Annotated in this window: 14 protein-coding genes; 6 read left to right on the top strand and 8 right to left on the bottom strand. The window is 47.7% G+C overall.

What is annotated here, in order from left to right; all coding sequences use genetic code 11:
• The first annotated feature begins 14 nt into the window (after positions 1-14).
• Positions 15-731: a pyridoxine 5'-phosphate synthase gene (locus AC1DXC_RS01335; RefSeq protein WP_477457321.1), complete on the top strand. Its 717-nt coding sequence runs from the start codon at positions 15-17 to the stop codon at positions 729-731.
• Here AC1DXC_RS01335 and AC1DXC_RS01330 read toward each other — a convergent pair.
• Both AC1DXC_RS01330 and AC1DXC_RS01325 read right to left on the bottom strand, forming a co-directional pair.
• Positions 728-3,898: a gliding motility-associated C-terminal domain-containing protein gene (locus tag AC1DXC_RS01330; protein WP_477457320.1), complete on the bottom strand. Its 3,171-nt coding sequence runs from the start codon at positions 3,896-3,898 to the stop codon at positions 728-730. The two genes, AC1DXC_RS01335 and AC1DXC_RS01330, sit on opposite strands and share 4 nt — an antisense overlap.
• Positions 3,899-3,978: 80 nt before the next feature.
• Positions 3,979-5,667 (bottom strand): gliding motility-associated C-terminal domain-containing protein, encoded by a 1,689-nt coding sequence (locus AC1DXC_RS01325; protein WP_477457319.1) that lies wholly within the window; start codon positions 5,665-5,667, stop codon positions 3,979-3,981.
• A 125-nt stretch (positions 5,668-5,792) separates the two neighbouring features.
• On the opposite strand from AC1DXC_RS01325, the gene gcvP reads away from it, so the two are divergent.
• Positions 5,793-8,702, top strand: a complete 2,910-nt coding sequence (gene gcvP / locus AC1DXC_RS01320; protein WP_477457318.1) for an aminomethyl-transferring glycine dehydrogenase — start codon at positions 5,793-5,795, stop codon at positions 8,700-8,702.
• Positions 8,703-8,844: 142 nt separating this feature from the next.
• Here the strand turns inward: gcvP and AC1DXC_RS01315 are convergent, their stop codons facing one another.
• The 3 genes from AC1DXC_RS01315 to AC1DXC_RS01305 all read right to left on the bottom strand — a co-directional run bounded on the left by AC1DXC_RS01315 (position 8,845) and on the right by AC1DXC_RS01305 (position 12,040).
• Positions 8,845-9,390 carry a hypothetical protein gene (locus tag AC1DXC_RS01315; RefSeq protein WP_477457317.1) on the bottom strand — a complete coding sequence of 182 codons (546 nt, stop codon included), beginning with the start codon at positions 9,388-9,390 and terminating at the stop codon, positions 8,845-8,847.
• A 3-nt stretch (positions 9,391-9,393) separates the two neighbouring features.
• A complete protein-coding gene (locus tag AC1DXC_RS01310; RefSeq protein ID WP_477457316.1) occupies positions 9,394-10,575 on the bottom strand; it encodes a hypothetical protein in 1,182 nt (393 codons plus the stop codon).
• Between the two features lie 319 nt (positions 10,576-10,894).
• A complete protein-coding gene (locus AC1DXC_RS01305; RefSeq protein ID WP_477457315.1) occupies positions 10,895-12,040 on the bottom strand; it encodes an FAD-dependent oxidoreductase in 1,146 nt (381 codons plus the stop codon).
• Between the two features lie 129 nt (positions 12,041-12,169).
• Here AC1DXC_RS01305 and AC1DXC_RS01300 point away from each other — a divergent pair, with 129 nt between their 5' ends.
• The 4 genes from AC1DXC_RS01300 (at position 12,170) to AC1DXC_RS01285 (ending at position 17,205) form a co-directional block, all read left to right on the top strand.
• Positions 12,170-13,162: a polysaccharide deacetylase family protein gene (locus AC1DXC_RS01300; RefSeq protein WP_477457314.1), complete on the top strand. Its 993-nt coding sequence runs from the start codon at positions 12,170-12,172 to the stop codon at positions 13,160-13,162.
• Between the two features lie 128 nt (positions 13,163-13,290).
• Positions 13,291-15,651 carry a PAS domain S-box protein gene (locus AC1DXC_RS01295; protein WP_477457313.1) on the top strand — a complete coding sequence of 787 codons (2,361 nt, stop codon included), beginning with the start codon at positions 13,291-13,293 and terminating at the stop codon, positions 15,649-15,651.
• Between the two features lie 111 nt (positions 15,652-15,762).
• Positions 15,763-16,164 (top strand): DUF5655 domain-containing protein, encoded by a 402-nt coding sequence (locus AC1DXC_RS01290; RefSeq protein WP_477457312.1) that lies wholly within the window; start codon positions 15,763-15,765, stop codon positions 16,162-16,164.
• A 96-nt stretch (positions 16,165-16,260) separates the two neighbouring features.
• Positions 16,261-17,205 carry an STM4504/CBY_0614 family protein gene (locus tag AC1DXC_RS01285; RefSeq protein WP_477457311.1) on the top strand — a complete coding sequence of 315 codons (945 nt, stop codon included), beginning with the start codon at positions 16,261-16,263 and terminating at the stop codon, positions 17,203-17,205.
• Between the two features lie 110 nt (positions 17,206-17,315).
• Here AC1DXC_RS01285 and ahcY read toward each other — a convergent pair whose 3' ends face one another.
• The 3 genes from ahcY to AC1DXC_RS01270 all read right to left on the bottom strand — a co-directional run bounded on the left by ahcY (position 17,316) and on the right by AC1DXC_RS01270 (position 20,508).
• Positions 17,316-18,632 carry an adenosylhomocysteinase gene (gene ahcY, locus AC1DXC_RS01280; RefSeq protein WP_477457310.1) on the bottom strand — a complete coding sequence of 439 codons (1,317 nt, stop codon included), beginning with the start codon at positions 18,630-18,632 and terminating at the stop codon, positions 17,316-17,318.
• Positions 18,633-18,842: 210 nt separating this feature from the next.
• Complete coding sequence (locus AC1DXC_RS01275; RefSeq protein ID WP_477457309.1) at positions 18,843-19,055, bottom strand: heavy metal-binding domain-containing protein; 213 nt, start codon at positions 19,053-19,055, stop codon at positions 18,843-18,845.
• A gap of 7 nt (positions 19,056-19,062) precedes the next feature.
• Positions 19,063-20,508, bottom strand: a complete 1,446-nt coding sequence (locus AC1DXC_RS01270; protein WP_477457308.1) for a PepSY domain-containing protein — start codon at positions 20,506-20,508, stop codon at positions 19,063-19,065.

The raw sequence follows: 20,508 nt of genomic DNA, 5'->3' as shown, positions 1-20,508 counted from the left end.
TTAACTTTGCCCCTATGGCACGCTTATCTGTAAACATCAATAAAATAGCTACGTTGCGCAATTCGCGCGGCGGCGATAACCCCAATCTTATACAGGTTGCAAAAGATTGCGAACGTTTTGGCGCACAGGGCATAACGGTACACCCCCGTCCCGATGAGCGACACATCCGCTACAACGATGTTTTTGAACTGAAGCGGGTGGTAAAAACCGAGTTCAATATAGAGGGCAACTGCGAGGAAGAAAAATTCGTGAACCTGGTACTGGCCAACAAGCCGGAGCAGGTTACCCTGGTGCCCGATATTTTGGGGCAGATTACCAGCAACCATGGCTGGGATACGATAGCCAACCAGCACTATCTGCAAAAGATAATCAAGGTATTCAAGGATGAAGGCATTCGCGTTTCGATATTCGTGGACCCGGTGGTAGAGATGATAAAAGCAGCCGCCACAACCGGCACCGACCGCATAGAACTATACACCGAGGCCTACGCCACCCAATACCACCAAGACAAAGAACAAGCCATAGCACCCTACATAAAGGCAGCCGAAGTGGCCCATCAACTCGGCCTGGGCATAAACGCCGGGCACGACCTCGACCTGCACAACCTTAAATACTTCGCCCAGAATATACCGGCGCTGGATGAGGTGAGCATAGGCCACGCTTTAATCAGCGATGCATTGTACTACGGCCTGGAAAACACCATACAGATGTACCTGCGCCAGTTGGCTTAACGGATGATAGTGACATTACCCGATAGCGCATCGCCCTTTTTCAAAGTGATTATATAGTAATACACACCCACAGGTAATGGTTTGCCATTGCTTGTGCCGTCGAAGGGTTTTGCATAACCTATTGATTGGAAAACCGGGATTCCATAGCGGTTAAAAATATTCACTTTAGCATTTGGATAAGTATCCAGGCCTGGTATATTCCAGTAATCGTTGATGCCGTCGCCATTGGGGGTAAACGTATTGGGGATGTTGCCATTTAAGGCACTCAAAAACACCTTAACTTCTGTACGGGCGCTTTCGCAATAACCATAGGTAAGGCTCACATAATAGCTGCGGCTTTCGGTTACGTTAATTTTGATATTGCCTCCTATTGTATCTTTAATGGGCTGCGGATTGGTTGCCGTTTCGTATATGCGGTATATGGCTGTTGGGAAGGGGCTGTTAACCTTTATAACAGCGGGGCCGGTATTGTAAACTTGTATATTATTTGCAGATGGCGAAGGAGGCGTTACCGCCTCATCAATTATGGTGTAAGGGATTTCGGCAAGGCTGCAGCCACCATCTGTAATGCGCAGTTTATAATGGCCTTTTAAAACGTTGCTTAATGCGGGTTGCGTTTTACCAGGCAGGGGACTGTCGTTGTTATCTGCATCGAGCCATTTATAGGTATAATTGCCGGTGCCTCCGCTTACGGCAATGCCGGATACGCCCCCAATGCCCACGCCGCATTGGGTATTGGTCACGGTTCCAAAGCTTGTTACGTTAAATTCGGGGTAGGCCTCAATTACAAAAACCTCGGGGTAGGTAACCGGGCAAAAATTCTTATTGGTTAATTGCAAAGTATATTTTCCCGATTTTAAAAATTGTACTTCTTTGGTGTATCCCACAGGGGTACCTTGTTCATCCAGCCATAAATACTGCGTGGGTTCTTCATTGGCCTTATCGGTATTCAGCGTTATGGTACCTGTATTAAAAGCAGCGCAGGTTTTAGTTTTGGTATAAGTGATTCCCGTAAAAACCGTAGGTGGGAAGCCCGCCACCTCAAAATCGTAGCTTTTGCTGCACGTGGCGTTGCTGATAGTGAGCGTGTAAAAGCCGGCTGGGACGTTCGTCAGGTCTAACTGGGTGCTTTTTACGGTATTGGTGCCTGTAATGGTCCATTGGTAGGTACTGGCATTGGTTGTTTTCAAACCTGTAATAGAGCCATTGTTCTCGTTGCAGGTTGCCGAGCGGCCACCTTGGCCTGTTAAATCGAGGCTGGGCACAGTAGCATTTTTTATTTCGAACGGGCCAATGGTTTGCGAACAGTTTTTGTCTGCAGTAAAAACCGTGAGGCTATAGCTACCCGCCTCTACGTTGATGAGGTCCAGTGTTCCCGAGCGGACATTTTGTTGCTGATCTCTCCATTCCGCCAAAAGCGAGGCACCTGCCGTAATCCCGGTGATGCTTCCACCGTTATTACAGGTAACCGGGGTAGTTTGCATAGCCGATGTATTTATCTCTAAAGCGGTATTTTTTATTTCAAAAACAGGAGAGGTTGCAGCGCAATCACCAGATGTTATTACGAGGTAGTATTTGCCGGGTATAGCACCAACCAGTTCTTGTGTGTTTGCAACCACAATACCAGCTTCATTATACCATTCATAGGTTGAGGCTCCATTTGATGATATACCTTTAATAGAACCATCCTTCCCGTTACAAGCGGGCTGTATTTTTACATCTTCGAGCGCATAGGTAAAATGCAAGGACGAAAACTCCGACGTTGAGCCCTTGTTTGTGCTTGATGCAATAACAGCATAGTTCAAAATATTGCCGCTAAACTGCCAATTGCCGTTTGCATCGGATATTACAGACGCAAAAAGCTGTTGCGGTTCGCAATAGCTGCACTCTATACTATAATAAAGGTCAACGCGCGAATTTGCAGGAGCCGTGCCCTTAACGCTAGTGACCAATCGGGAGGTGATTACAGGCACATTGTTGTCAATCCCATTAAGCTTAATAGGCCTTATACCGCTATTACATTTGAAAACGTTCCCTAATACCTCAACCCCTGGCGAAGAAATGTTGTTAATAACTCCAAAAACGTTCAAGGGGAAATACGGTTCCAGGTAACTTCCGGCAAAAATATTTTTTTCCTCCGTAAGCGTTCCGCCAATTTTACCTCCGCCGGTGCAATAGCCAACAACAATCCCTAAGGATTTATGAGGAAAAATTACATTCCCTGTGATGTCTGTGCCGAATTTATTACCGGTAATGGTAAAGTAACAACCAACATTTATCGAAATGCCGTCTGAAAATATGTTGTTAGTTATTTCGCAGGTTTTCGTTGTTCCAAAACCAGTTATGCTTACCGATGATGCTATGCTTTTGCTATTGTTGCTTAAAGGGGCAGTTGCTGATGAATTCAAACCAACCCTGTTATTGCTGATAAATAAGCCTTCTAAGCCATTGGGTATATCATAAAAAACCGGCTCAATTAAAAAGTGCCCGAAAATGCAATTACCGTAACTAAACCCTTTGCCGCCCAGGGTAAGGTTTTTTACATTGAAAAAATTACACTCAGAATTGCCAAGCAAACAAACAGACGCTCCATCTTCATTTATTGCGATAAAATTACTCTGAATTTTTACATCCTCGTTGACATCCAGCGATGTCACATTTGCAATATCTATATCAAATGCTATATTGTCTTCAAAGTTTATTACAACACATCCTTTGCCGGGAGCGCCTATTTCTATCCTTTTAGCTACCGATGCGTAAATACCATAAGTGCGGTTATTAGTGAAAAATGCCGGGTTACGGTCAAAAAACAATGCGTATACGCCAACATTTGTTTGCTTATAAATGTAGAGGCAATTATTGCTGGCGGTGTGGTCCTCATAGGCCATCAATATTTTAACCCTGGCATCGCTGATGCCAAATTTGCTGCCTGGCTGAGTGCTGGCATCTATCTGAAGGTTTGAGGAAACATTGGGTAAGCGGCCAAGTATAGTTATCGTCCTCCCCGCCTCGCTCAAATCCGGCAAATTAAAATATATAAAATCCTGCACAGTGCTGCCATTCGCTGCGGCCAAGGTCAATGCCTCCCGCAAAGTGCCCGGCCCGCTATCGGCATTACTGGTTACCGTAAACACATCCGCCTTTGCAGTAAAAGCAGATAGTAACACTATTAAGAATGTAAAAAGCCTGGAGTAACGCATCGGATATTCAACCTGCAAAATAGCCAATTGCCTTGCAATTCTTCAATTTAATGCAGAATAGTGAGGCTGCCTGCTATTTCGCCGTAGCAGGCCCGCTTTTTTAGGTCGATTGTATAGTAGTAAACACCATTGGGCAGCAAACGGCCCCGGCTTCGCCCATCGAACGGCACGCCATAACCTCTGGAACTATATACCGTGTGCCCGTAACGGTCGAATATCTTTACGTCCGCATCGGGGAAGGCCTCGATGCCCGATATCTTCCATACATCGTTTACGCCATCGTTATTAGGGGTGAAGGCATTGGGAAAATCGATGCTGGCTACCACAACTTCGGTAACTTTTATGCGTTCGCTCTCGCAATCGAAACGCTTGCGCGACACGTAGAAATCGGTAGTCTGAGATACCTTACGGTAAAACTCGCCGAATTTATTACTGTCTACCGCTATGGTATCCTGTTCTGATAAGTAAAGCTTGAAGATATCAGTGGTATCTACATGGTCTTTTATCTTTAGAGCAGCAATGCCGGGCAGGCAAAGGGTAGCGCCGTCAATTACCGGCGGTGGCAGCGGCGGCGAATCGCTTTTTATGGTAAACACTTTAGTGTCTTTACAACCGGCCTGGTAATTTACCGTGAACGCATACTCCCCGGCACCCACCCTAAACAGCGATTTATACTCGCTTATGGTTTTCCCGGTTTTTACATCAACCCATTTGTACCTTGGGGCACCACTCGGCGCACCACTAATAACCGGGACGATACCGCCTATGTGCTGCCCGCACTTATCGTTTGCAACCAGGCTTTTATCAATTTCTATATTTACATAAAGGTATTTAATGGTATAGGTACCAAGCAATACGGGACACTTATCTTCCAGTTGCACGTAAAAATTATAAGTGTCGGCGTCCACATTCTTCAGCGTCACATCCATCGAAGAGCGGTCGCCAAAAATCAGGCCTTCGTTAATTCGTGCCTGCGTAGGGTCGCTGGTGCTGGTAAAAAAACGGGTAAATGTTGGCCCGCCGGATTGTAACGATAAATTGATAACAACCGCACCTCCGCTGGTACTGCACACTGCATCCGTAATATTATAGCCCGTTACCACAGGCGGGTTAAAATCGGGCTGAATAGGTATAGTAACAGGCTTGCTTACGGCAATACAGCCGCTGCTATTGGTAGCTGTAAGTATATAACTGCCGGCCGGGGCGTTCAGCAAATCAGCAGTGGTGGTGGAGGTGTATTCCTTGCCCGAAACATCCTTCCACGAATACGATGAAGCATTGGCTACTTTTATGCCTTTAATAAAGCCTCCTGTTGTACAGGTTGCGCTGCCGACACCTGGGTTATCATCATCTAAGGTAATGGCGTTTGCCCCGGCTATTACATACGGTTTTGAAAATACCGAATTACTGCAGCCGCTGTTATCTGTAATCTCCAGCCGGTAAATCCCTTCGCCTATGGCGGGCAAATCCAGGTTGTGGCCCACTATGGTGTTGCTGCCATTACGCCAGGTGTAGGTTACTTTGGTGCCATCGCTGTGGATGGTGAGCCCGCTAATGCTGCCGTCGGTTTTGCCGCAGCCGGGCATCACCACTTTTTCGTTCTCGTAGGTAATAGTGGGGCAATCGAAAGATGGGCGGGTAATACTTTTTTTCGGCAAAGGTGCCCCTGCCGCCCATAAAGTTATGAGCGGGGCGCGTATCAATAACAGCAATATCAGGCAATTGAGCAACTTCATATTTGGGTACAGCTATAAAGATACTATTTTGCTTATTGTAAATACCCTGTCAATATCATGTTAGTCAATTGTTACTCACAGCCTAAAATTGTACCTTTGCGCTAAATTTAAGGGACACCCATTTGATGAAGCTGAACATAGATTACCAGGAAAAATTCCAGCACAGGCACATAGCCCCCAACCCCGCAGATACCGAAAAAATGTTGAAGACTGTAGGCGTGGAAACGCTTGAGCAACTGATAGATGAAACGGTACCCGAAAAAATAAGGCTCAAAGCACCGTTGAATTTACCCGCTGCCAAAAGCGAGTTCGATTACCTGAACACACTGAAGGTAACGGCATCAAAAAACAAAGTTTTTAAATCGTACATCGGTCAGGGTTATTATGATGTGATCGTGCCGGGCGTTATACAGCGTAACATCCTCGAAAATCCGGGATGGTACACCCAATACACACCGTACCAGGCCGAGATTGCCCAGGGCCGTTTACAGGCGCTGCTCAACTTCCAAACCATGGTTATCGACCTTACCGGGATGGAAATTGCCAACGCATCTTTACTGGACGAAGGCACTGCCGCTGCCGAAGCGATGTTTATGCAATACAGCCTGCGCAAGAACCAAAAAGCAACCGTGTTTTTTGTGAGCGAGGAGCTGTTCCCCCAAACGATCGATATTTTAAAAACCCGCAGCCAGCCTTACGGCATTACCCTGCAGATAGGCAACCACCAAAACGTGGAGCTAACCGATGATATGTTTGGTGCCATTGTACAATACCCTGCCGGCGATGGCGAGGTGTACAACTACAAGGGCTTTGCCGACCAGCTCCATGAGAAAAATATAAAACTAACCGTTGTTGCCGATATCATGAGCCTTACCCTGCTTAGCCCTCCGGGCGAATGGGGCGCGGACATTGTGGTGGGCAGCACCCAGCGCTTTGGCGTACCTATGGGCTTCGGTGGCCCGCACGCGGCTTACTTTGCTACTAAAGAAGAATACAAACGCTCTATCCCCGGCCGTATCATCGGCGTAACTATCGATGCAGCGGGTAACTACGCTTTGCGCATGGCCCTGCAAACCCGCGAGCAGCACATCCGCCGCGACAAAGCAACCTCCAACATCTGTACCGCACAGGCATTGCTGGCTATTATGGCCGGTATGTATGCCGTGTACCATGGCCCAAAAGGCGTAAAGCTGATAGCCGAACGCATTCACGGCTTAACCGTATTGCTGGCTTCGTCGCTTAACGAATTAGGCTTTGAGCAGTTGAACAAAGTATATTTTGATACCCTGAAATTCGACCTGGGCGTATTGGCCGGGCCGATACATTCAGAGGCCTTAAACAACGAATCAAATTTCCATTACAACGGTACCGAGGTAACCATATCTTTGGATGAAACCACCTCGCCTGAGGATGTGAAGAACGTCGTACGTTTCTTTGCCAAAGTAAAAGGCAAAAGCCTGAGCGATGCCAACTTCGATGTGCTTCGCGAAAGTGTAGAGACCGTAATACCTACTGATTTGCAGCGTACCTCGGCTTATTTGACACACGCTTTGTTCAACTCGCACCACAGCGAGCACGAAATGTTGCGTTACATCAAATCATTGGAGACTAAGGACCTTTCGCTTTGCCATTCGATGATTGCCCTGGGCAGTTGCACCATGAAATTGAACGCCACTACCGAAATGGTACCTGTTACCTGGGCGGAGTTCAGCAAAATGCACCCCTTTGCACCAACCGACCAGGTTGGTGGCTATATGCAATTGTTTGATGAATTGAACAAATGGCTGAGCGAAATTACCGGCTTTGCCGCCATGAGCCTGCAGCCGAACGCCGGCGCACAAGGCGAGTATGCGGGCCTGATGGTTATCCGCGCATATCATCACGACCGTGGCGATACGCACCGTAACATCGCGCTTATCCCATCATCGGCACACGGTACCAACCCTGCATCTGCAGCAATGGCCGGCATGAAGATCGTAGTGGTAAAATGCGATGAGAACGGCAACATTGATGTTGAAGACATGCGTGCCCGTGCCGAGCAATATAAAAACGAACTGAGCTGCCTGATGGTGACTTACCCATCAACCCACGGCGTGTTCGAGGAATCGATTATCGAGATCTGCGAGATCATCCACGCCAACGGTGGCCAGGTTTATATGGATGGCGCTAACATGAACGCACAGGTAGGCTTAACCAGTCCCGCCAATATTGGTGCGGATGTTTGCCACCTGAATTTACACAAAACCTTCTGCATACCGCACGGCGGTGGCGGCCCGGGCATGGGTCCGATTGGTGTTGCGAAACACCTGGTGCCTTACCTGCCGGGCCATGCGGTGGTTGATATTGATAACGGCAAAGCTATACACGCGGTGTCGTCGGCGCCATGGGGTTCTGCTTCTATCCTCATCATCTCCCACGCTTACATTGCCATGATGGGCGGCGACGGATTAACCAACGCAACCTGTTACGCTATCCTGAACGCCAACTATATCAAAACCCGCCTTAAGGCGCATTATAACGTATTGTACACCGGCAGTAAAGGCCGTTGCGCACACGAGATGATATTGGATTGCCGCTCGTTTAAAGCGTACGGCATCGAGGTAGTGGATATTGCCAAGCGCTTAATGGATTATGGTTTCCATGCGCCAACAGTATCTTTCCCTGTTGCGGGCACGGTGATGATAGAACCAACGGAATCGGAACCAAAGCACGAACTCGACCGCTTCTGCGATGCCATGATTTCCATCCGCCACGAAATTGAGGATGTAGAGAAAGGCTTATCAGATAAAACAGATAACCCATTGAAGAATGCGCCGCATACATCTGCCGTTATTACCGGCAACGAGTGGGAGCACTCATACACCCGCCAGAAAGCAGGTTTCCCGTTGCCATACGTAGCTGCTTACAAATTCTGGCCATCGGTTGGCCGCGTAAACGACACCTACGGCGATAGGACGCTCATATGCTCCTGCCCGCCATTAAGCGATTACGAATTTGAAGAAAGCGAAGTAACCACACCGGAATACGGAACGTGATTAATTGATATGTCCCGAATATTCGGGATGCAGATAAAATGATTAGATTGAGGCTCCTATTTTAGGGGCCTTTTTTATGGGGATTTTCTTCAAAGCTCCATGAATCTCTGCGTCTCCTCTGTGAACTCTGCGGTAAAAAACCTCAACTAGCAATAACAGGCACATGACCTTCACGCACATTACCGGTAACGCTGGTATGGATTATGGACACCAGCCATACCAATACCGCCCAAGCCACGAAGCCCCATTTAATGGCACTGACAATCTGGCTCGAAACATAACGCCCCGGCTCAGCCACGTGCCGCATATCGTAAAGCAGGATGAGGTTCTCGCTAATATCCAGCAGGCCGGCTAGCACAGCTAAAAATAGGTTGAGGCGCAGCAGGGTGTTGAGCCAGCTTACCCGCTCGCGCTGCATTTGGCTGTTCGAATAGATGATAAGAAGTAGCGTATAGGTAAAGATGAATAAAAAGTCGGTATGGGTTCCACTACGGGCCAGGGTGAGCAGGGTGCCCGCGCCGTAGGGTTTGCTTTGCCATAAGCAAAGCATGGCCTTGCCTGCATCGCAATTGGCAAACTCCAGTTTAAATATTGCAAAGCTTGGGCCTGCGTTTTTTTCGATGATGAGGCCCTCCTGGCCCATTATAAGAACGAGGGCAATAAAAAGCAACCACAGTACTATTTTCATGGTTTAGGGATTTAAATCTTTAACAACATACACCTGGCCATGCGGGGATGGCCGGTTACGGATACAATCGACAAAAGTTTTTCCGGTGCGGCTGAAGTGGGCCGGCAGCGGATGCAGTTCATCGCTCCAGCCATTGGGACCAACTGAGCCGCGCGAATCGATATGGAAAACGCGGTTGCCCACCTTTTCGTCGCCGCAGAAGTTATTGCCTATATCAATCATCATTTCGTTGAACAGGTAAATCATGGCGTAAATGATATCGGCCTGGTCTTGTTCGTTTTGGATGCCGCGCAGCTGCAGCGGGGTTTTTAGCCAACCGCCGTGCCCCAAAAACATCCTGATAAAGGGCCGGTACCAGCGGAAAGGATTAATGCCGAATCGTTTATCGCGGTTTGGGATGGCGTAATCATAGCCTTGGGTAATGATACGCATCTTCGGGAATTTGCCGCCCTTTACAATACCGCCAATCATAAAATAATATTGCAGGAAAAAGAACATCAACAGAGCATAAAAATCCTTGCTGATATATTTTATGCCGTTAAAAAACCTGCCCTCATCAAGCGGTACGATGGCCTTTTTGGGGTCCTTTCGCAAATTGATGAGGCCCTGGGCCCAGGAGCTTTGTTCATATTCTGCCAGGCCGCTGCCTATGGGATCTACCATGGCGGCCAGCCTGCTGCGGCCTACCAGATCATTACCGCCGGCGCTAATCAGGAACACATCGGGCTGGATGATGGATAATTGCTCTACGTACTTGCGTGCGCTCAGCATATTCAGCAGCCAGTCGCCACCTTCGGCAAGGCTGTACACGATCATGTCGGGCTCCATGCCCACACGGTCCAACACATCGCTTAGCAAAACCGGGTAATTGAACCAGGAGTCGCCCTCGGCCAGGATAACCGTGTTGCCCTTCCCATCGCGGAAGCCCTTTTTTATCTGGCTCATGAAATCGGCGTTGCGGCGGGCATTTTTGATGGCGTCAACCCTGCCGAGTACAGCATCGAGCGCGGCAATGCGGCCTACCTGCTGCTGATTAAGATCGTATATACGCTGGATGATGATGGATAAGTCCTGCTCATCTATGGATTGCGCTAGTTCCATCAAATCGGTGACGGTGATGCGGTTGGCGAGTACGGCTTTGATCAGCTCGTCCTTTCGCTCGGGCGTCATTGGTGTTCTTTCCATGTGGTTAAAGTTTCAGGCAGAACGAATGTAATCATAAAGCATTGAAAAACAATTGCTCAGAAAAAAAAAGATGTGCAGATGTGCAAATTTCAGATGTGCAGATAAAATAATTAGGTTGAGAGACCTTTTATGGATGGTGATTTTTTAACACGGAGGGCACAGAGATTTTGATACCGGCTATCCACAGAGGGCACCAAGCCTTGCAATTGGTTATTTGAGATTTCTTAGCGTCTTCGCGCCTTTGCGTGAAAATAATTCGCCTGCAAGGCTCTGTGAACCTCTGTGGCTCCTCTGCGCCTCTCTGTGGTTAAAAAACAACCTACCCCCCTATCACCCCCATCATAAACCCTATCGCCTCATCAGAATGCAAAAGCTCCGTAGATTGCATCGTCATTTCCGCAGTCTCTGATGCACGTACGCGCATTTGCTTTTCGTAAGCTGCAATGGCGGATAGCGTATCCGGGTAATCATCATTCAATAAACATTGCGATAGCTCCAGCGCATCCAGCATGGCCATGTTTACGCCTTCGCCGGCGTAGGGCGGCATCAGGTGGGCAGCATCGCCAAGGATGGTTAGGTTGGCTTGCGGCTCCCAGGTTTGGTTCAAAGGCATGCAGTATTGCGGGCGGGCAAAGAATGGGCCGTTAGCGTTCTCGAATAGTTCCAGCCAAATGTCGTCCCAGCCAGCGTATTCCGTTTTAAACCAGGCCAGCACTTGGGCTTTGTCGGTAAAATTTATCCCGCTGTTGCGTACCCAATCCTCATCGCATTTAAAGCCGGGGTAAAATACCAGGCTGCCATCGCCTTTAGAGCTTACGATGAGGCTCTTCTCGTCGCCAAAAGCAAATATCTTACCGCCGTTCAACATTTGGTGCATCGCAGGTATCGTTTCAGCCGAATTATAAACCGCCCCTTCAATCGCGGTAACGCCAGCATAAAATGGTTTGATAGGCGTAAGATACGGCCGCAATTTGGAGTTGGCACCATCGGCAGCTATCACCAAATCGGCATAAATATTTGCGCCGTTCTTAAATCCGATATCCCAGCCCCGGCCTTTTGGCTGCATGCTTGCAAACTGACTATCCCACACTACAGTACCTGCCTCCAGCGAATTGAGCAGGATGTTTTGCAGCGGGCCGCGGTCAATCTCGGGGCGCATGGTTTCCTGGCGCGCGGTGTCCTTATCATCGTATATCAGGTTGGCCTGCTTATCAGCAATACGCAAGGCATCGGCACCGGGGCGGTAGTTGGCCCAGAAGGCTTCCATCAGTCCAGCCGCTTCCAAAGCTGCCAGTCCCGATTCCTCGTGCAGATCCAGCGTTGCGCCCTTAGGTCGCGCATCTTTATGCGCATCGCGTTCGTAAACTTTTACGTGGGCACCGCTCATTTGCAGTAGACGGGCCAGTGTTAAACCGCCGGGGCCGCCGCCTATAATGGCTATTTTTTTATCGTTGATCGTGTTCATCTTAATGGTGCAGGGTTAGGCCCCGCTTATCAAGTAGACGAGCATCCCCCAAATACATTTTAAAAAATATAAGGGGTTGACTATCGGCGTCAATGACAGTCAAACAGCCATATATTTGCCTTCGCCGATATGAAACACATCAGAATACCCATCTTTATACTTCTGCTTATCACCTTTACGCCGGTTGCCATAGCCCAGATTGACAACGTGCAGGTTGAGAACTACCGGATATATTATGCGCTTGCCAAACGTTTTGGGCAGCCCTGGGTTGCGTTGCGCAGCTTTGAGAACCATAACCGCCAAACCCTGCTGCTGGTAGATCCGCAGACGCTGGTGACCCGGGTAGACGAAGCCGCCGGCTACCGGCTTACGCCCATGACGCTGCCGCAACTGCGCGTGCTGTTTAAAGATACGCCTTACCAAAAGGCGCTCGCCCGTGCCGAAAAACAATCTGTCGCCATACAGGATGCGGGCATAGAAACCGGCTTGCCTACCGAAACCGGCATCAGCCTTACGGCCGATCTTTGCCCCTCGCACCGGCCTTTGGATAAGCGCATCTTCAGCGATATTTTTACGGGCTTTAAAAAGTTTGGAAGGCCCGCCCCCATCGCATTATCGATAAGCGGCGTGTGGATGAGGCAGCACCCGCAAGACCTCGACTGGCTAAAAAAGATGGAGGCAATGCACCAGATACACATCACCTGGATAAATCACTCCTTTAACCACCGGGTGAGCACCACCGCCCCGCTCAGGCAGAATTTCTTGCTGGAACCAGGCACCGACATCAACTATGAAGTGCTGCAAACCGAGCAGGCTATGCTGCGTAACGGCTTGTTGCCGTCGGTGTTCTTCAGGTTCCCAGGCCTGGTGTCCAATCAGCAGCTGGTGTATCGGATCACCGGTTTCGGCCTTATCCCCATTGGCTCCGATGCCTGGCTGGCCAAAGGCCAGCAACCCCATGCAGGCAGCATCGTGCTTATTCACGGCAACGGCAACGAACCTATCGGCGTTGCGGATTTCATCAAACTGCTGGCTACCAAAAAGGGAGCTATAGCGGATAAGCAATGGCTGCTGTATGACCTGCGCGAGGCCGTAGACGAGGAGTTCGAGTCCGATAAATAAGCATTTCGAAACCTGCCATAGACAGCCCATTATAAATATTAAAATAAATTTCATTATCTGCTGTAATTCATACTTTTATGAAAGTAATAATTTGATATATTCGTAATATTAAATTATTAACTGCCTCAGTGAACCATAGCCCAGTTCCTGCCAACGAAGAAGAACGCCTGAAAGCGTTAAACCGGTACGAGATTTTAGATACGCTAAGCGAATCTGAATTCGACCGTATTACGGAGTTGGCGGCTATGGTATGCGATGTGCCTATCTCGCTGATATCGCTGATAGACGAGAAACGCCAGTGGTTTAAATCGGCACTGGGCCTTGATGTGCGCGAAACCCCGCGCGAGATTTCTTTTTGCCGCTACGCCATTATGGATAGTGTATTGATGGAAGTGCTCGATGCCACCCTGGATGCCCGCTTTGAGCACAACAGCCTGGTAACCGGCCCGCCCGATATTCGCTTTTATGCCGGCTACCCCCTGGTAGACCCGGAGGGCCATGCTCTGGGTACACTTTGCGTAATAGACCGGAAAGAACGCCACCTCAGCGATAAGCAACAACGCGCCCTTCAATTACTGGCCGGCGAAGTGATTGACCTTATTGTGGAGCGCCGCCATAAACAGGAACTGGTCAATTTCCAGAAGATATTCAACCTTTCTAACGACCTGGTTTTTGTGGGTGGCGATGATGGGTACTTTAAAAAGGTTAACCCCGCTTTTACCCGCGTTTTGGGCTGGAGCGAAGACTACCTGCTCAATACCTCTACCTTTGAATTTATCCATCCCGATGATGTAGCAGGCACCGCACTACAGATGGAAAGGCTGGGCGAGGGCGAGCCTACTGTCAACTTCCTGCAACGTTTCAAAACCATAACGGGCCAGTATAAAACTATTCAGTGGACATCTACCCCCGAACCTGTTACGGGCAATATATTCGGCATAGGCCGCGATGTTACCGAAAAACTAAAGCTAGAGAAAACATTGGACCGAACCCGCGATATGCTGGAACGCACCAACAAAGTAGCACGGGTAGGCGGCTGGGAGCTTGATTTGCGCAAGCAGAAACTGTATTGGACATCTGTTACCAAGGAGATCCACGGCATGCCGGCCGATTATGAGCCCAGTCTGACCAGCGGCCTGGAATTTTACAAACCCGGCGAAAGCCGCGAAATGATAACCGCGGCCATAAATAATGCTATAAGCAAGGGCACCCCGTGGAACCTGGATCTGCAAATAACCAATGCCCTTGGGAAAGAAATTTGGGTTCGCGTTATTGGCAACGTGGTTTTTGAAGACGGCGTTTGCAAGCGCCTATGGGGTACCTTTCAGGATATAGACGACCATAAACACGTAGAAATTGCCCTGATGCAGGCCGTAATCAGCCAAAAAAACCTGAACAAAGAATTGAAAGAACAAGTGGCCCTGGTACAGAAGCAGGATAAAACCATACAGGATATACAGGAGTACAGGTTCCTGGCTGATTCGATACCGGAGATTATATGGACATCTAACCCCGACGGCAGCCTGGATTATTACAACCGCTATTGGTTTGACTATACCGGCCTTACGCTGGACGAAACCGCCAAATTTGGATGGCCCGCTGTTTTGCATCCCGACGATATTGAAAAAGACTACCTTTTGTGGGCAAACTGCCTGGCCAGCGGTACGCCATACCAATCTGAAGTACGTTTTAAGCGGAAATCTGACGGCGCCTACCGCTGGCACCTATCGCGCGCGCTGCCCATGAAGAACGACAAGGGCAAAATAGTGAAATGGTTTGGCTCCTGTACCGATATAGACGAATACAAACGTGCGCTTAACCTGGAAAACAGGATAAGCCAGTTTGAAGATTTCAACCGCATCATAGCCCACAACCTGCGCGGCCCCGCCGCCAGTATAGAGATGCTGCTGAAAATGATAGAGGAGGAGGAAACGGCCGAAGAGAAAGATACACTTTTTGGTATGCTGAAAACCAGCAGCTTTACCCTTAACGATACGCTCGACGAACTGATGAAGGTGCTGGAAGTACGCAACAACAAAAACATGGCATACGACCAATGCTTCCTGCCCGAGATGGTTACCGTTACCGATGCTATGCTAAAGGGGCAGATAGTAGCCACGAGGGCCAAAATAACCACCAGCCTGCAGGTACCGGTAATGTTGTTCCCCAGGATGTACCTCGAGAGCATATTCTACAATATAGTAAGCAATTCGCTCAAGTACAGCAAGCCCGGCGTGCCGCCAGAGATTCAGATAAGTTCGAAAACGGAAAATGGCCGCGTGGTGCTGGAATTCAGCGATAACGGGCTGGGGATAGACCTGGGCCGCCACGGTCAAAACATGTTCAAGCTGAACAGCGTGTTCCACAAAGGTTACGATAGCAAGGGCGTGGGCCTCTTCATGACCAAAACCCAGATAGAAACCTTCGGTGGGAAGATTACCGTAGAAAGCGAACCCAACGTGGGGACGAAGTTTACGATAGTGTTTTAGGGGGGGTGGGGGAGATTCTGTTCTCGCAAAGGCGCCAAGTACGCAAAGAAGAAGCTTACAAAACTTTGCGCCTTCGCGGCTTTGCGTGAAACTCATTACATTTGATATTCTATGCCCTACACCTGCCCCAAATGCGAACGCGAACTAACCAGCGAAAGCCAAAGGCATTACTGCGCCAAGGTGAGTTTGGACAGCTTATTCAAAGGCAAATCGCCGGAGTTGCTGCTACTTTTCGATAAACTCCTCGCCGAGGTTGCCGACTGGCCCGACGTTTTGGTAGGCACCACCCCCAATTGCATCACTTTTGTGCACCGGCAAACCTTCTTCGTTATCCGCCCCATGCAAAAAGTGCTGGACATTAAGTTTTACTCCGCCGAAAAAATGGAAGGCCCGCCCATATTCAAAAGTATCGCCACCGCAGGCAGGTTTCAGAATAATATCCGCATGAACGATGTGAGCGAATTACGCCCGCAGCTTTTTAGCTGGATACGGGAATCGTATGAATTGTTGTGATGATTATATAGTTGAAAAAACTGGGTGTACTTAATTAATTATTCTTGGGTAAAAGGGTATCATTTTGCAAGTATATTTATAGAAAATATTTATCAAATGCCAATATTCGAACTATTTTCAAAGCGACAAAAGAAACTTAGAGGTGAAATAGTTGACGTATATTTTTACGATAAAATACCAACAGAATTACGAGTTCAAATTGTCCATATAATAAGAGACGCTATCGGTCTTAATATGTCTCCAGATTCGTCGAGGTATTATTCTAACAGCAATCCATTCAACCCATATAAAGTTGTGCACGATGCATTGTGCCGAGAATATGGTGTTTTTACACTAGGAACAGGTAAGAATAACGAAGCCGAGGAAGAGTGTGTATTAAACTTTTTTCTGCAAACCAAAAATGTGGACCATGCTATTGATGTTATAGAGATGATTTTTAATTACATCGAAGGCATTATTGGTCCTAATCCACATCATTATAATCAATATTTTCAAACCAAAATTAACCCAATAGATGCGATAAAAGAATTGAATTATAGATTTAAAGAACACGGTTTCGGCTTTCAATTTGAAGGTGAAATCATTCGCGTTGATTCTACATACATTCACTCAGAGATTGTAAAACCGGCGATTCATTTATTGAATAATAAAAAATTTCAAGGAGCCAACGAAGAGTATTTAAAGGCCCATGAGCACTATAGGCATAGAAGAAATAAAGAATGTTTGACAGAATGTTTAAAGGCTTTCGAAAGCACTATGAAAATAATCGGTATAGAAAAAAAATGGGCTTATAATGAAACCGACACCGCGAAGAAATTGATTCAAATATGCTTTCAGAATGGACTTGTACCAACATTTACTCAAAACCAGTTCACATCTTTACAAAATCTTTTAGAAAGTGGAATACCTCCACTTAGAAATAAATTAGGCGGTCATGGACAAGGCCAAACCACCCAAGTCGTTGACGACAAAACGACTCAATATGGTTTAAATTTGACCGGAACCAATATTCTTTTCCTTATTGGGCAAAGCAACTTATAAAAAAAAATTAGCAATTCACGTTAGCACATCACCAAAAAAAAGGGATATGGCTTCTCACCACATCCCTTTTCTTATCTTGATTCCTGACTCTAAAAGTCTTGGTTCTAAAATTAGTAACGGTAGTACTCCGGTTTAAACGGACCTTCAACCGTAACACCAATGTACTCGGCCTGGTCCTGGTCTAAAACTTCCAGTTCAACACCAATTTTGGCAAGGTGTAAACGGGCAACTTTTTCGTCGAGGTGTTTAGGCAGGGTGTAAACTTCGTTTTTGTAAGCATCAGCGTTTGTCCAAAGTTCAATCTGGGCCAAAGTTTGGTTGGTGAATGAGTTGCTCATTACAAAGCTTGGGTGGCCGGTGGCGCAACCAAGGTTTACCAAACGGCCTTCGGCTAATACGATAACGTCTTTACCGTCGATGGTGTATTTATCAACCTGTGGTTTGATTTCAATTTTGCTGTCGCCATATGCGCCGTTTAACCAGGCCATGTCAATTTCGTTATCAAAGTGGCCAATGTTACAAACGATGGCTTTATCTTTCAAGGCACGGAAATGCTGCTCGCGTACGATGTTTTTGTTACCTGTAGCCGTAACAACGATGTCAGCCTCGGCAATGGCGGTAGAAAGTTTTTTCACTTCGAAACCTTCCATAGCTGCCTGTAAAGCGCAGATAGGGTCAATTTCGGTAACGATAACACGGACGCCGGCGTTGCGCAGAGAATCTGCAGAACCTTTACCTACGTCGCCATAACCGCAAACAACACCTACTTTACCAGCCATCATTACGTCGGTAGCGCGGCGGATGGCGTCAACTAATGATTCGCGGCAGCCGTATTTATTATCGAATTTTGATTTGGTAACCGAATCGTTGATGTTGATTGCTGGCACCAGCAAAGTACCTGCTTTCATACGCTCGTATAAACGGTGAACACCTGTAGTGGTTTCTTCAGATAAACCCTGTATGCCTTTAGCAAGTTCAGGATAACGATCGAAAACCATATTGGTTAAATCGCCACCGTCATCCAATATCATGTTCAGCGGCTGGCGATCTTCGCCGAAGAAAAGGGTCTGTTCTATACACCAGTCGAATTCGGTTTCGTTCATACCTTTCCAGGCGTAAACAGAAGTACCCGCAGCAGCAATAGCAGCAGCAGCGTGATCCTGGGTAGAGAATATATTACAGCTAGACCAGGTAACTTCGGCACCCAGCGCTTGCAGGGTTTCGATCAATACCGCAGTCTGGATAGTCATGTGCAGACAGCCAGCAATACGTGCACCTTTTAATATCTGTGCTTCTCCGTACTCGGCGCGTAATGCCATCAAACCCGGCATTTCTGCCTCGGCCAATTCAATTTCTTTACGGCCCCAGGCGGCCAGTGAAGGGTCCTTCACTTTGCTTTTTACGTATGTGGTCTCTAATGTCGACATAGCTTTTCTGTTTTTTCTTCAAAAGTAAATAATATAATCGCGTTAAAGAAAGGCATAGCGGTTTTGTTGCCATAGGGCAATCGGGGATTTTGTCTGAACCGCTGATTTTAATGATTACGTTGATGACGTTGATTCTCTGAACCTTGATTGGCATTAAAGGATGAAAGGATTTTTAAAATCAACGCAATCTAAAATCATTAAAATCAACGGTCATTTCTTGGTCGTGTCCCGCTCCACCAGGTCCATGCCGCATTTGCTGCAGGTGCCGGGTTTGTCTGATGTAATATCGGGGTGCATGGTGCAATAATATTTGCCTTTGGGTTTTTCGGTTGCGGTAGCTTTGGCGTCCTTTTTTGGGGCGTTGCTGCAGGCGGCAAAGGCCAGCAGGCCGGTTAATGCGAATAGTACGAAACGTATCTTCATAATTGGTTTATTTGTTTTTGATGAATGCGGCAAAGCCGAACAGCGACACCACCAGCACGCCAAGGGCGGCCAGCATGCTCACTACATCGCGGATGTTTTTGCCCGCCCAGGTCATGCCGAAATATTTGTGTAAAAATATGAAGGAAAAGCCTTCCGCGCGGTCTATCCCGGTAACTTTTTCTGCCAGTTGCGATGTGGTGGTTTCTACGTACCAGTTTTCGCCGGCAGGGTACTCCACCTTTTGCACGGGCAGGCGTTTGTTGATGAAGCCGTATTCGTTATCGAATTGGCGTATCTGGGTGGTTTTTAGCCTCCCTTTGGCAAATTTAACATTGAAAGACGTCGTTCGGTAGAAACCCGTCAGATACCTTGCATAATCCTGATCGCCATCGGCTAATTCTTTCCCATCGGCCACGTTAAAATAAAGGATGTCCTTTTTGTTGGTGCTTACCTGGTAATAGGTGTTGCCGTAAAACTTTACGATGCCCGTTTTTACGATAGTGCTATCTGCAACAGGCAAATGCAAATTGGAAGCGGCTAAGTCCGCAGTGCTGATCAGTTGCTCATAAGCCTTTTCTTTAGGGGCGATGTTGTGCAGCTTTACCACGAGGTGAAACGCTGCGCTGATAGTGAAAGTAAACATCACGAACGAAACGATAAGCCCCAATTGCCGGTGGAAACGATGCACGAAGCGGGTATCCTCCTTTCGGGCTTGCTTGCGGTTTTGCTGCGCGGTCTTGAATTTCTTCCAAAACAAACCGTAAATGGTGAGCCCGCTCAATAGGGAGAGGAACATGATGCTCACCACAATTAATAGAACCACCAGGCGGAACTGGTCGCCGCCGATATCTGCTAAAAATTGCCAGGTATGCAGCTGCTCAAAAAACACCAACATGGCCTTACGGGTATTGTTATTGAACGTGCCCATACGGCTTTGCATGGTTTCTACGTAAACATCCATCCCATCGGGCCGGTCGAACGAGACTTTCCAAACGGGCAGCAGGTGGTTGATGGGTTGATAATGGCCATCGAAGGTTTTTTGCAGCGTAATGCTTTTGATTGCCGATGCGGTATCCTGCGTAAAATAACGGGCAAGCCATTCCGCGTAAACCGTATCGCCACCGGACCGCAAGCTGCCATCATCCGAGGAGTAATAATTGCATACGCTATCTTTACCTAATATTTGATAATAAATGACATGGCCAAATCCGACTAATCCAAAATTGCGGAATTCGGTTATATGGTTGTTATCCAGCACTTGTTTAAGCGATAGCTCAGGCTGCATATCGCGTAGCGTACCCGAATTGAACACCTCCTTCGCAATACTCGGCCTGAACCAGTTGGACATGAAAGGATGCGAGAGGCCGCTCAACGTCCAGCCGATTACCGGCACCAGAGCAATCAAACCCAGTATACGGTGCCATTTATAAAAGTTTTGTTTTGCTGTTGCCAT

Source organism: Mucilaginibacter sp. P2_D11 (assembly GCF_056404435.1).
This window is presented reverse-complemented; position numbering and strand designations above follow the sequence as displayed.